Origin of the sequence: Neomoorella stamsii, from assembly GCF_002995805.1 — a bacterium.
GTDB lineage: Bacteria > Bacillota > DSM-521 > Neomoorellales > Neomoorellaceae > Neomoorella > Neomoorella stamsii.
Window position 1 is genome coordinate 71,212 of sequence record NZ_PVXL01000045.1, and the last position, 13,647, is coordinate 84,858.

The window sequence follows — 13,647 nt, forward strand, 5'->3', positions numbered from 1 at the left end:
GCATATGGAATCTTTAAAGACCGGAGCCTTTGAACAGCCCGGGGAAAATGGTGTGGCACCTCGGGCGGCCATAATAGATGGGCAGCTGGTAATAAAACACCCGCCCGGAGGCCCTTATCCGGTGATAGTGCCCTGCCCAGGGTTGCGCCTGGTAGTAAATGGGGAAGAACGAAGCGAACCGACGCCTGTAAATGAGAAGGACAGGGTGGAAATAATCGTTCAGGATGAAAGGCGGGAAGGATACTGGCAGGTAAAGGTTACTGCGGATAAACAGGAGGCACTTTTACAGGTAAAACCTTGGGTATTAGTACGGCGGCAAGTGCGGGACCTGCCACCGGCGCGGGTTTTATACCTGGAGGTCCTGGAGCAAGAAGATTTCTATAAACCTTTTACCCTGGAAGATTTAACCCGGGAGATAGAGCGCCAGGGTATCCAGTATGGTATCGATTGGCAGGCCTGTGCCCGGGGACTTGAAGCCTCAACCGAGGGCACTTTAACCATTGCCCGGGGGCAACCACCCGTACCAGGTAAAGACGCCTCGGTAGAATTATTCTTTACTACCCAGCAAAGGGTCCCAGTAGCAGTCGGAGAAGAAGAGACGGTGAACTTCCGGGAAAGATTTCGTTTCACCGCTGTTGAAGCCGGAATGGTCCTGGCCAGGAAACACCCGGCTGAAGTTGGGCAGCCGGGGAAGGCGGTAACTGGGGAAATAATCGTGCCCCCCGAGCCCAGGGATATTGAAATGACAGCCGGTTCCGGCGCAGTTTTAAGCAATGATGGTTTGGAGATCATTGCAACCATAGCTGGCCGCCCCGTGGCAAGGGGGTTAAAAGGGCGGGTTGTTATCAGTGTGGTCCCCGCCCTTATGCACCCTGGTAATGTTGATATTACCTCGGGAAACATTTCTTTCACCGGCGATGTAATGATTGCCGGCCAGGTTGAAGAAGGGATGAGTGTTGAGGCTGGTGGTAATATTTATATAGAGGGAGCTGTATCCAGGGCCATGGTCCGGGCCGGTGGCTTAATTGAGGTACGCGGAAACGTTTTTTCTTCTCTGCTGGCCGCCGGGAGTACGGTGGCTTTGCAGCAGAAATTCGGCTCGATACTTGCCAGGGTTGCTGCCATCCTGGAGCAGTTTGTTGCCGCTGCTACCCAGCTTATCCATCATCCTTCCTTCAAAAAGGATGACCTTAAAGGTGGTATTGGTCCCCTGGTATTATTGCTTTTAGAGAAGAAATTTCGCGATCTTCCTGCGGCTGTAGAATTACTAAAAAAGGAAGCCCACAGCCTTCCTGCTATATCAATGAATGGTTTAACGGCATTGATGAATGATCTGGAACGCCTGGTAAGGATGCCATTGACCATTAATAGTTTAAAGCAGCTGGAGGCCATGTTGAAAGAAATTATAGCCTGGCGGGATGAGGTTAATACACCGCCTCAAGGTGGGGCCGACATTATAATTCACTACGCCCTTAACTCAACCGTTGTAGCCACCGGTAACATTAAAGTAATAGGTGAAGGCTGTTATCATACCAGGCTCCAGGCCGGGAAAGCGGTAGCTGTGCATGGTGTTTTCCGCGGTGGGGAGATCCAGGCCCAGGGTGACGTTTATATTAAGGAACTGGGCTCCCGTACTGGGACGAGTACCAAGGTCGAAACTCGGGCTGGGGCTGCCGTGACCATAGCTCATGCTTTTGAGAATACTTCCATCCAGATAGGTTCCCGCCAGTATTCTTTTGTTCAGGAGGAATGGGGAGTGCGGCTATGGCTTGACCGGGAAGGAAACCTGGCCAGGCGTAGTATTCCAGCCCCATAGCAGCGAAGCCGGATACCCCCCTGAAGGGGGGCTTTTTACTTCCAGGAGGAAATCAAGGGTGGAGGAAGAATTATTAAGGGGTTTTCGCGATAACTAGACTGGGGTAAAGCAGGGATATCATGCAACTGGAAGACATCAAGGAAATAGCCGTTTTAGGTACCGGCACCATGGGCCATGGTATTGCTTTATTATGCGCCCTGGCAGGCTATCAAGTGCGGCTTTTGGGCCGCAGTGAGGATAGCCTTAACCGCGGCTTCCGGCAGATTCGCTCCGGCCTGGAGTTGCTGGCAAAGGGTGGCCTCGTGGAGGCTTCCCGGACTGAAGGGGTTATGACGAACATCAAAGGGTTCACGACCCTTGCTGAGGCTGTTACAGGGGTTGATTTTGTCATTGAAGCCATTGTTGAGGACCTGGCTGTGAAGCAAGGGGTATTTCGTGAAGTCGATGCCCTGGTTCCACCCCACACCATCCTGGCTTCAACCACATCCGGCCTGGACCCCACAAAGCTGGCGGCATTAACCAGGCGGCCGGAAAGGGTTGTTGTCACCCATTTCTGGAATCCACCCCACTTGCTCCCCCTGGTGGAGATTGTACGGGGAGAAAAAACGGCTGACGCTACCGTGGGCCTTGCCAGGGCCCTGGTTGCCAGATTGGGTAAGAAACCCATTGAAGTCAAAAAGGCTATTCCCGGCTTTGTGGGCAACCGCCTGCAGTTCGCCCTCCTGCGCGAGGCCCTGTACATCGTCGAACAGGGCTGGGCTACGGCAGAGGATGTGGATGCGGCCGTTAAATACAGTTTTGGCCGGCGCCTGGCAGTTACCGGTCCCCTGGAAAGCGCCGACCTGGGGGGATTGGATGTGTTTTATAACATCCAGTCTTACCTCAACCAGGACCTCTGCCACGAAAGAGGGCCGTCACAACTTCTCAAGGAAAAAGTAGAGCGGGGAGAACTGGGTGTAAAGACCGGCCGCGGCTTTTACGACTGGCAGGATGAACGTGTCCTGTCCATTAAAAAAGCCCGGGAAGAAGACCTGATTAAGCGGCTGCAGGAAGATAAGTTTTGAGAAGACGGTTGCTCATGTTTAGTTGATAGTTAAAAGGCCAGGAGTTTTAACTCCCGGCCTTTGGTTTACAGGCTAGAGGGCCTAACCTTCCGCCAGCTTCTTGTAGTACTCCAGCCGCGCCTTGGCGTCGGCTTCGGCCTTGGCGAAGAGTTCTTCGGCCTTTTCCGGGAACTGCTGCTGCAGGGAGGTGTAACGAATCTCGCCCCGCAGGAAGTCCCGGAAGCTGGCTTTAGGAGCCTTGTAATCAAGGATGAAGGGGTTCTTACCTTCTTTGATCAGGTCAGGGTTGTAGCGGTACAGGGGCCAGTAACCGGCTTCCACCGCTTTTTTGGCTTCCAGCTGGCTGTGGCTCATGTCGATCCCGTGGTTAATGCAGGGCGCATAGGCGATAATCAGGGAAGTGCCCTCGTATTTTTCCGCTTCCACTAGAGCCTTGATCAGCTGGGTATGGCTGGCTCCCATGGCTACGGAAGCCACATAGACATAGCCGTAAGACATGGCCATGAGACCCAGGTCCTTCTTCTTGGTGTATTTACCGCCGGCAGCGAACCTGGCCACGGCACCGGTCTGGGTGGCCTTGGAAGACTGGCCGCCGGTGTTGGAGTAGACCTCGGTATCCAGGACCAGGATGTTGACATTGGCGCCGCTGGCCAGGACGTGGTCCAGGCCGCCGTAACCGATGTCGTAGGCCCAGCCGTCACCGCCGATGATCCAGATGGATTTTTTCGTCAGGTAATCCTTCTGCCTGTCAATGGCCAGGAGCAGTTCCTTAACCTCGCCCTCGGCCCGCTTGATCTCATCCGGCAGAAGGGCTTTAATTTGATCGCCAAACTCCCGGGAGCGGTCGGCGTCTTCCTTGCCGGCCAGCCAGGCCTCACAGGCGGCCTTGAAGGCTTGGCTGACAGGTGCGGCCAGGACCCTGTTAATGGCGTCGGTTAGCTCTTCCCGGCGTTTTTCCACAGCCAGGCTGATACCGTAGCCGAACTCGGCGTTGTCCTCGAAAAGGGAACTCGCCCAGGCCGGACCATGGCCCTGGCGGTTGACGGTGTAGGGGCAGGTCGGCGCGCTGCCGCCCCAGATGGAGGAACAGCCGGTGGCATTGGCAATAATCATCCGGTCGCCAAAGAGCTGGGTGACGAGTTTAACATAAGGCGTTTCGCCGCAGCCGGCGCAGGCACCGGAGAATTCCAGCAAAGGCTGGCGGAACTGGCTGCCCTTGACGGTGGCCGGGTTGAAGTCAACCTTCACTTCTGGCAGCTGCTCGGCGAATTTATAGTTTTCGTTTTCCACGGCTACCACTTCATCCAGGGGCACCATGGTCAGGGCCTTGACTTTGGCCGGGCAGACATCGGCGCAGTTGCCACAGCCGGTGCAGTCCAGGGGTGACACTTGGATGCGGAACTTCAGGCCGGCAGCCTCTTTGCCAATGGCGTCCCTCGTAACAAAGGTCGCTGGGGCACCGGCCAGATCCTCGGGCCTGGCCAGGTAAGGCCGGATGGCGGCATGGGGGCAGACCAGGGAGCACTGGTTGCACTGGATGCAGTTTTCGGGCTGCCACTGGGGAATATTAACGGCAATACCTCGTTTTTCGTATTTGGTGGTCCCGGTGGGGAAGACCCCGTCGGGGGTAAAGGTGCTGACCGGCAGCTGGTCGCCCTTCAAAGCCATAATGGGTCGTACGACTTTGCGGATGAATTCCGGCTCGTGCTCGGGAGCCGTGGCTGCGGCCTCGTCCAGGGCTTCGGCCCAGGTGTCCGGGTATTTAATTTCTTCCAGGCCTTCCAGGGCCCGGTCTACGGCGGCCAGGTTCATGTTAACGATTTGATCGCCTTTCTTACCGTAGGTCTTGACGATAGAGTCTTTAATATACTTGATGGCGTCATCTACCGGGATGACATTGGCAATCTTAAAGAAGGCGACCTGCATGATGACGTTGATGCGCCCGCCAAGGCCGACTTCCTGGGCGACTTTAACCGCATCGATATTAAAGAAGCGCAGTTTCTTACTGGCAATGGTCCGCTTCATGGCAGCCGGCAGCCGGCTTTCCATTTCCCCGGCGCTCCAGGGAGAGTTCAGGAGGAAGATCCCGCCCGGTTTAATACCTTCCAGCAGGTCATAACGGGTGACATAGGAAGGATTATGACAGGCAATGAGATCCGCCTGGTCGATTAAATAAGACGATTTAATGGGCTGGGTCCCGAAACGCAGGTGGGAGATGGTGACACCACCAGATTTTTTGGCGTCATATTCAAAGTAACCCTGGGCATAAAGATCGGTGTGATCGCTAATAATCTTAATGGAGTTTTTGTTGGCTCCTACGGTACCGTCAGAACCCAGGCCAAAGAACTTGCAGCGGAAAGTCCCTTTGGGTGTCGTATCGATATACTCTTTGATTTCCAGGGAAGTATGAGTGACATCATCGATAATGCCGACGGTGAAATGGTTCCTAGGCGTGTCCGCCGCCAGGTTGTCAAAGACGGCCTTAACCATGGACGGGGAGAATTCCTTGGAGCCGAGACCGTAGCGGCCGCCAACGACAAGGATATCCTTGCCGTTTTCGGCCAGGACCGCCCGGACATCCTCGTAGAGAGGTTCGCCGGCGGCACCGGGCTCTTTGGTACGGTCTAGGACGGCAATCCGTTTCACAGAAGCCGGTAACACCTTAAGGAAGTGTTCGGCCGAGAAGGGCCGGTAGAGGCGGACCTTGATGAGGCCGACCTTTTCGCCCTTGTCCACTAGGTAATTGACAGTCTCTTCGATAACGTCGCAGGACGACCCCATGGAAACGATAACCCGCTCAGCATCCGGGGCGCCGGCATAATCAAAGAGGCGATAATAACGACCGGTGAGGGCGCCGACCTGCTCCATCACCTGGGCGACAATGCCCGGCGTGGCCAGGTAATAGGGGTTGGCTGCTTCCCTTTGCTGGAAATAGATATCCGGGTTCTGGGCCGTACCCCGCTGGTGGGGATGCTCCGGATTTAAGGCCCGAGCGCGGAAGGCGCGAATGGCCTCCCAGTCCACTAGCTTGGCCATATCTTCGTATTCAATGACGTCGATCTTCTGGATCTCGTGGGAGGTCCGGAAACCATCAAAGAAATGGACAAAGGGCACCCTCGCCTTCAGGGTAGCCAGGTGGGCTACCAGGGCCAGGTCCATGACTTCCTGTACCGAGGCGGAAGCCAGCATGGCAAAACCTGTCTGCCGGGCGGCCATGACATCGGCATGGTCGCCGAAAATGGACAGGGCATGGGTGGAGAGGGCCCGGGCAGCTACATGGAAAACAGTGGGCAAAAGTTCACCGGCAATCTTGTACATATTGGGGATCATCAACAGTAAACCCTGGGAGGCAGTAAAGGTGGTCGTAAGGGCACCACCGACCAGGGAACCGTGGACAGCCCCGGCGGCACCAGCCTCCGACTGCATTTCGATAACCTTCAGCGTCTTACCGAAAATGTTCTTGCGGCCGTAGGCGGCCCATTCATCAGCAATTTCGGCCATGGGCGAGGATGGCGTGATGGGGTAAATGGTAGCCACCTCAGACATGGCATAAGCCACATGGGCAGCTGCAGTGTTACCATCAAATGGTTGCTTGGGCATAATGGACATTCTCCTTCACCAAAAAATTTAAGCCATACCCCTGGTCCCTATATTGATTCCATATATTAATCTATCATTAGAAAAAAGAATGGTCAATACCAAGTATGCAATACACATAATACATATAAAATATAATAATAAGAATACAAAATAATTACACAAAAAAACACCCAGGGAAGGGTAGTTCCCGGCTATTCGATAGCCGGGAACATCCTGTCCGGATGCAAGCAAAAAACGGGTTTTCCTCAAGCGGAAGCCTCTTAGGGGCCCGTACCTATATCATCAATGCGCCAGCCGGTGGCCGGGGTTTCCCGCCGCAGGGTAATAAAGCGAATCTGGCGGCCACTGTCGTAGCTGATGACACGCCGGACGTTGATGTCTACTTCCACCACGTATTTTTTAACATCAGCCTGCTCTGACGACGGATCGTGGTAGGGTTGGATACGGATCACCCTGGCCCGGGTGATGTTATTGATCTCGTCGGCATCATTGGTAGCGTAGGAATAATTATAGAGGCGGTTGTAGTCCATGTTGCGGAACAGGTAACTTACCAGGCGCCGGCGAGTTTCAGTGGCATGAGCCGTCCGGGGATCCTTATGGTCAATGGCTTCATAATAGGTCTCAATAACCTTTTCCGGGGTCATCTGGCTGATTAACTTCTCCTGGGGGTTATCATGGTCGATATACTGGTCCACCCACTCGCCCCAGGTTTTGCCGGTGATTTCCTCCAGGCGCCGGCTTTTAAGGGAACAGGCAAAGGCATGGTGCGGGCCGGCGTCCAGCCAGGCCCCAACTATTTTCTGGCCGTCTTTAACAATGACGGCCCGGTTGGCCTCCTGGCGGGGGGCCATAAAGGCCGGCAGGGGCTCTTCGATTTTATAAAGGTTGACGGTTACGTTTTTACCCAGGTAAGGGCTGAGATCGAGGCCCACATCCTTACTCAGTTCATTGTTATAGGCATAGTAAAGGGAAACGGGATATTCCCCGGATTCATGGACAAACCTTTCGGGGAGGCGGCCATTATAGCTTTTAATTTTATAGAAAATAGTCCACCCGTACTGTTTTAGAAAGGCGGCATCGGCCGGGTCGATGTCACTGGAGGCATCGGGGTATTTGGCCAGGGTAGTCAGTTTCACGGCAAATTCTGCCGGTACCTGGTGCCAGCCGTCTTCCAATTCCAGGTAACCGGGGTTATTATCCTGGTGCCAGTAAGGATACTGTTTGCTGGTGACAGTTTCACCGTTTTTGACGTATTTAAAGGCCAGATAGTCCCTGCTTCCATGCCAGGATTTAGGCGGCGGGTCAATTTTGGGCAGGGGACCGAGGAGAATTAAAAAGCGTTGGGCCAGTTGCTTGTCGGTAAGGTTGATAACCTGGCGGGGTTCTTCGCCTGCCTGCCGGGTTACATAAAACTCCAGGCCCGCAATCTGACCCTTAAATTCGTTAAAAGCAGCAACTGTTTCCTTCCGGGTCTGGCAACCGGCCAGATTCAGGATGATTAAAATAGCCATAAGAAGAATAGATAAACCCTTGTGCATATATATTCTCCCTTATTTCAGAATCTCGCTCCTGAAATTATAGACGTATTTTCCCAGATTAAGGTTCCCCGCAGGTAAATAAGAATTATACTTTACCTGGAGCTATTGTACACCCAAACCCGGGAGGTGCAAATAGTTATTTTAGTAAAAAGGCTTGACCGGGTTTTCCGGGAAATTTACAATAGAGTTAGTGATCCGGGGTGGAGAGTATGCGGGTACGTTATAAATTCTGGCTGGAAGATGGCGAGCATGTTTTTGGTGAGGGCCTCTTTGAACTCCTGCAGGAGATTGACCGGCGGGGTTCTATTAACCAGGCGGCCCGGAGCCTCAACATGTCCTACCGCCAGGCCTGGGGCCAGTTAAAAAAAGCAGAAGGCCGGCTGGGGGAAAGGCTTCTCTCAACCCGGGTGGGAGGTGAGACGGGAGGCGGGGCAGAATTAACGCCCGCCGGGAAGTGGTTTTTGCAGCGTTACAGGCAATTTAGACGCGAGGCGGGGGAGGCTATCGAAGCAGCTTTTCAGCGTCACTTTAGTTAAGGCTCTTTTTTATACCACCGCTATGCTGGGACAAACATAATGAAAGGGGATACATGATACATAATGAAAAAAATCAAGAAATGTATCGCGACGTTAGTCGCCTTGAGTTTCCTCCTCGTAGTCCTAGCGTCCGGTTGTGGCCGGGCTGCCAGGCAGGAAAACAACCAGCCCGTTCCTGTATCCAGTAAGGATACTGCTAAAGCGCCGGCCAAAAAAGACCTGATTCTGGCAACCACTACCAGCACCATGGACAGCGGCTTACTCGACGTACTGATCCCCATGTTTGAGAAAGAAACCGGCTATACCGTTAAGCCCAATGCCGTCGGTACGGGACAGGCCCTGGCCATGGGCGACCAGGGCAATGCCGATGTCTTGCTGGTTCACGCCCCGGAGGCTGAAATGGAGCTGGTGAAAAAAGGGACAGCCATTAACCGCCAGCTGGTCATGCATAATGATTTCATTATTGTTGGTCCACCCGGCGACCCGGCCGGGATTAAAGGGGCTAAAAAGGCAGTGGATGCTTTAAAGCAGATTGCCGCCAGACAGGCCATCTTTATCTCCCGGGGTGACGATTCCGGCACCCATAAGATGGAAAAAAACCTCTGGCAGGCAGCTAATATTAAACCGGAAGGCAAATGGTACCAGGAAGCTGGATCCGGCATGGGCCAGACCTTAAATATTGCTTCCGAAAAGGGTGGCTATACCCTCACGGACCGGGCCACTTACCTCTCCCTGAAGAAGAACCTCAAACTGGACATCATGGTGGAGGGGGAGAAAGCCTTGCTGAATATCTACCATGTCATGCAGGTGAACCCGGATAAATTCCCGGGGATGGCCATTAACAGCGAAGGGGCCAGAGCCTTTGTAGATTTCATGGTAGCCCCGGAAACGCAGCAGGTCATCGGCAACTTTGGCAAAGACAAATTCGGCCAGTCCCTCTTCTTCCCCGATGCCGGTAAAGATGAAAACACCCTGGGGCAATAGGAGGAGAACTTAACTGGTGGAAGCAGTCTGGCAGGGACTGGTACAGGCTTTAAATCTATTAATCAAGTTGGACCCGGAGGTCGTGGAAATAGTAGCCCTGACCCTTAAGGTTTGTGGCCTGGCTACGGTCATTAGCGTTTTCATAGGGGTCCCCCTGGGTACTTTCCTGGCCCTGAAGGAATTTCCCGGCCGGCGGCTGGTCATCAGCCTGGTCAATACCGGGATGGGCCTGCCGCCGGTGGTGGTCGGCCTCTGGGTGAGTTTCCTCCTCTGGCGCAGCGGTCCCCTGGGCCGGCTGGGGCTCATTTATACCCCGGCAGCCATGGTCATTGCCCAGGCCTTTATTGCCTCCCCCCTGGTTACCGGCCTGAGCATGGCGGCTATCCAGCAATTGCCGGCCAGGCTGAAAACCCAGGTCCTGGCCCTTGGGGCGTCACCGGGGCAACTGTACTGGACTCTGCTTAAAGAAGCCCGCCTGGGGATCCTGGCAGCCATTATTGCAGGTTTTGGCGGGGTTATTTCCGAGGTGGGAGCAGCTTCCATGGTTGGCGGCAATATCATGCACCAGACCCGGGTCCTGACGACGGCCACGGTAATGGAGGTGTCCAGGGGGCATTTTGATATTGCCATGGCCTTGAGCTTTATCCTCCTGGGCCTGGCCTTCAGCATCACGGCAATCCTGACCGTTTTGCAGCAGAGGACGCGGGCTGTACCGGACGGCAGGAATACCAAGTTATTATAGAAGCTAAACTTGCTCCTTTTCCACGGGGGGAGGTTCAATGGGTATCAGCATCCGCGCTGAAGGACTGCGGGTCAGCAAGGGCGGGCGTGAGATTCTGACGGTTGATAACCTGGAAATCGGGCGGGGAGAGGTATGGGGCCTTATCGGCCCCAACGGTGCTGGCAAAAGCACCCTGCTCCAGGTCCTAGCCCTGCTGGAAGAGCCGGATACCGGTAGCATTTTCTTTGACGGGCAAAAGATCGATTACCACCGGGCTTTATCCTGGCGCCGGCAGCTGGCGGTAGTTTTCCAGGAGGCATTATTACTGGATACTACAGTTTTTAACAACGTGGCTGTGGGCCTGCGTTTCCGGGGTATTCCCTGGCCGGTGGTAAAGGAACGGGTTGAACACTGGCTGGAGGTCCTCCGGATCAGCCACCTGGCCAGCCGGCCGGCACGGCGGCTTTCCGGCGGTGAAGCTCAGCGAGTCAGCCTGGCCAGGGCTTTTGTCCTGGAGCCGCGGGTCCTTTTCCTGGATGAACCCTTTGCCGCCCTGGATGCTCCCACCCGGGGCGCCCTGCTGGAAGAGTTGCAATTTATCCTGCGGGAGACGGGGATTACGGCTGTTTTTGTTACCCACGATTTTACCGAGCTGCCTTTCCTGGCGGACCAGGTGGCGGCCCTCCAGGGAGGACGAATTGTCCAGACCGGTCGCCCGGAGACCATACTCTGGCAGCCGGCCAGTGTGGAACTGGCAGCCTTTGTCGGCGTTACCAATCTCCTGCCGGGTGAGGCGCGCTTAAACGGCAGTGGGCCCGTCCAGGTCCGCCTCCAGGGGGGAGTGACCATTTTGGCCGGCACGCGCGTGGGTGGGCGGGTGGTAGCCTGCCTGCGGCCGGAAGAAATAATTATTCAGGGGGTAGCTGCTACTGAAGCCCCGGCTAACCGGTTGCGGGGGAGGGTCAGGCACATCATCCCCCAGGGGGGCCAGTACCGGGTAGAAATTGACTGTGGCCTGCCCCTGGTGGCCCTGGCCGGAGCTTCCCAGCTGCGCCAGGGTTGCCTACAGCCAGGCCGGGAAGTTTTGGCCACCTTCCCGCCGGAAGCCGTGCACTTGATCCCGGCGTAGCCATATATTTTATTGTATTGTTTACTAACTCTTGCAAGGTTTTAATTAACTACGCTATAATAGGCGCGGAAGGCGGTGATGGCACTGCCCAAGGTGCTGATTGTTGATGATGAGCCGGCAATCCTGGAACTAGTGTCTTTTAACCTGCAGCAGGCCGGTTTTACCACCGTCACGGCCAGTGATGGAGCGGAAGCCCTGCAAAAGGCGGCCGCAGAAAAGCCGGATCTTATTATTTTAGATGTAATGTTACCCCGGGTGGACGGCTTTGAAGTCTGCCGCAGCCTGAGGGCCAGGGGCAATACTCCCATCCTCATGCTGACGGCTCGCCGGGAAGAGGTAGACCGGGTCCTGGGGCTAGAGCTGGGCGCCGATGATTACCTGACCAAGCCCTTCAGTCCCCGGGAGCTGGTGGCGCGGGTACGCGCTATTTTACGCCGGGCGGCAGAAAACCAGCGCCAGCCGGACGATATTCTGGCCATCGGGGATGTGGTTATTAACCCGGCCAGCCATGTGGTCACGGTAAAGGGCAAGCCCGTAGACTTGACCCTGAAGGAGTACCAGCTGCTGCAATTGCTGGCGGAAAACCGGGGGCGGGTTTTCAGCCGGGAGGCACTACTGGAACGCCTCTGGGAAGGCGAATATTACGGCGACACGCGTACCATCGATGTCCATATCCGCCATTTGCGAGAAAAAATAGAAGAAAACCCCAGCAACCCGCGGTACATTCTTACCGTCCGCGGTGTGGGGTATAAATTTCGCGATTAATCAGCGCTCGTGACGGGGGGCTTTTTTGACCTTCATCAGGGCTTGGGTAAGAGCGCGGTAAATATCGGCCCGGTGCTGTGCTTCCAGCATGGCCAGTTTGGAGTAAATTACTCCCTTTTCCCGGACCACATAACGGGGCGGTAACTGGTTTAAAGCCAGGGCTACTATATCGTGGCGACAGCTGTCGCAGCGGCAGGCTTGCGGGTCCTGGGCCAGGACCTGGTCCAACAGCTCCCACACACAGTCCTCCATATAGTTCTTTAAAAAGAGTTCTCTGGCCATTGGTTTCTCCTTCCTCTGCTTGCAATTATGTATTTCTTTTTCAGCCTAAATATTCGCCTTAACCTTTTTCCTTCCTTCTTTTCCCCTGGATTTAAATATTGAAATATGGCGACTATTACTGGTATACCCGGCTATCGCTGCGGTGAGAATAGCTATAGCCGTCAAAAGAGGAATTAGCGTCTCAATGCCTAATATTACATTAGCAATAAAAAGTTTTAAGGGAGATGCCTTTTTTTGGATGCCCTAAAGGTGCCAGCCTATGGTAAAATAAATCTGACCCTGAAGGTCCTCGGCCGCCGGCCGGATGGTTTTCATAACTTAAGCACTATTTTCCAGGCCATTGCCCTGCAGGATACCCTAACCTTAAGCCGGTGCTATGAAGGAATTCACCTGGAGGTCAGGGGGGCACGTCTTTCGGCCGGTCCTGACAACCTGGTCTACCAGGCGGCGGCCTTACTCCAGCAGCGGTATGGTTTTCCGGGTGTGCATATCAACCTGGAAAAGAGGATCCCCCTGGCGGCCGGCCTGGCCGGAGGCAGCAGCGATGCGGCAGCTACTTTACTGGGACTTAATTACCTGTATAACCTGGGCCTGACACCGGGGCAACTCGCCCGGGAAGGGGCCAAACTCGGGTCGGATGTACCTTTTTGCGTCCTGGGAGGTACGGCCCTGGGCCGGGGGCGGGGGGAAGATTTATCCCTTTTACCGCCGGCTCCCAGGCTCTGGCTGGTACTGGTGAAACCTCCCTTTGGCGTCAGCACGGCAGCCGTATACCAGGGCTGGGATGCCGCCCCCTCCCGGCAGAACCCGGAACCCCCTGATGAGGACAGGGCCCTGGCGGCCTTAAGGGCCGGGGACCGGGAGCAGCTTGTCAGGGCCCTGGGTAACGACCTGGAGATAGTTACCTGCCGGCTGTACCCGGAAGTGAAGGCCATTAAATTACGCCTGCTGGCTGCGGGAGCGGAACGGGCCATCCTGTGCGGCAGCGGCCCGGCGGTCTTTGGGGTGGCTCCCGACCGGCAGACGGCCGTTAGCATTGCTTCCCGGCTCCGGCAAACTTACCCGGAAACAATGGTAACCTGTACTTTATAGACATAATGGAAGGGCCAGCCCCACAGTAGCGATACGTAGGTTATATTGGTACAATAGAGACCAATACAGAGCTACAAGCTAAGGAGGCTGGCAAGATGAATTATACCACATATGTAGGGC

11 protein-coding genes are annotated in these 13,647 nt (G+C 55.0%); 8 read left to right on the forward strand and 3 right to left on the reverse strand.

Annotation, left to right across the window (positions count from 1 at the left end; all coding sequences use genetic code 11):
- The first annotated feature begins 4 nt into the window (after positions 1 to 4).
- Positions 5 to 1,816 carry a flagellar assembly protein A gene (locus MOST_RS09190; protein WP_106007117.1) on the forward strand — a complete coding sequence of 604 codons (1,812 nt, stop codon included), beginning with the start codon at positions 5 to 7 and terminating at the stop codon, positions 1,814 to 1,816.
- A gap of 119 nt (positions 1,817 to 1,935) precedes the next feature.
- Positions 1,936 to 2,880 (forward strand): 3-hydroxyacyl-CoA dehydrogenase family protein, encoded by a 945-nt coding sequence (locus MOST_RS09195; protein ID WP_054937249.1) that lies wholly within the window; start codon positions 1,936 to 1,938, stop codon positions 2,878 to 2,880.
- 81 nt (positions 2,881 to 2,961) lie between these two features.
- Here the strand turns inward: MOST_RS09195 and nifJ are convergent, their stop codons facing one another.
- Positions 2,962 to 6,480, reverse strand: a complete 3,519-nt coding sequence (nifJ, locus tag MOST_RS09200; RefSeq protein ID WP_054937250.1) for a pyruvate:ferredoxin (flavodoxin) oxidoreductase — start codon at positions 6,478 to 6,480, stop codon at positions 2,962 to 2,964.
- Between the two features lie 260 nt (positions 6,481 to 6,740).
- Positions 6,741 to 8,018: a DUF4830 domain-containing protein gene (locus MOST_RS09205; protein ID WP_054937252.1), complete on the reverse strand. Its 1,278-nt coding sequence runs from the start codon at positions 8,016 to 8,018 to the stop codon at positions 6,741 to 6,743.
- 209 nt (positions 8,019 to 8,227) lie between these two features.
- Between MOST_RS09205 and MOST_RS09210 the strand changes: the two genes are divergently transcribed.
- The 5 genes from MOST_RS09210 to MOST_RS09230 all read left to right on the forward strand — a co-directional run bounded on the left by MOST_RS09210 (position 8,228) and on the right by MOST_RS09230 (position 12,153).
- Positions 8,228 to 8,554: a winged helix-turn-helix domain-containing protein gene (locus MOST_RS09210; protein ID WP_054937253.1), complete on the forward strand. Its 327-nt coding sequence runs from the start codon at positions 8,228 to 8,230 to the stop codon at positions 8,552 to 8,554.
- 63 nt (positions 8,555 to 8,617) lie between these two features.
- Positions 8,618 to 9,538, forward strand: a complete 921-nt coding sequence (locus MOST_RS09215) for an ABC transporter substrate-binding protein (protein WP_054937254.1) — start codon at positions 8,618 to 8,620, stop codon at positions 9,536 to 9,538.
- A gap of 16 nt (positions 9,539 to 9,554) precedes the next feature.
- Positions 9,555 to 10,280 (forward strand): ABC transporter permease, encoded by a 726-nt coding sequence (locus MOST_RS09220; RefSeq protein WP_054937255.1) that lies wholly within the window; start codon positions 9,555 to 9,557, stop codon positions 10,278 to 10,280.
- 37 nt (positions 10,281 to 10,317) lie between these two features.
- Positions 10,318 to 11,388, forward strand: a complete 1,071-nt coding sequence (locus MOST_RS09225) for an ABC transporter ATP-binding protein (protein ID WP_106007109.1) — start codon at positions 10,318 to 10,320, stop codon at positions 11,386 to 11,388.
- A 78-nt stretch (positions 11,389 to 11,466) separates the two neighbouring features.
- The gene (locus tag MOST_RS09230) at positions 11,467 to 12,153 is read left to right on the forward strand and encodes a response regulator (RefSeq protein WP_064774288.1); all 687 of its coding nucleotides are present in this window, start codon (positions 11,467 to 11,469) and stop codon (positions 12,151 to 12,153) included.
- On the opposite strand, the gene MOST_RS09235 is transcribed toward MOST_RS09230, so the two are convergent.
- Positions 12,154 to 12,435: a late competence development ComFB family protein gene (locus MOST_RS09235; RefSeq protein ID WP_054937256.1), complete on the reverse strand. Its 282-nt coding sequence runs from the start codon at positions 12,433 to 12,435 to the stop codon at positions 12,154 to 12,156.
- Between the two features lie 234 nt (positions 12,436 to 12,669).
- On the opposite strand from MOST_RS09235, the gene ispE reads away from it, so the two are divergent.
- Complete coding sequence (gene ispE / locus MOST_RS09240) at positions 12,670 to 13,527, forward strand: 4-(cytidine 5'-diphospho)-2-C-methyl-D-erythritol kinase (protein WP_054937257.1); 858 nt, start codon at positions 12,670 to 12,672, stop codon at positions 13,525 to 13,527.
- Positions 13,528 to 13,647 lie beyond the last annotated feature (120 nt).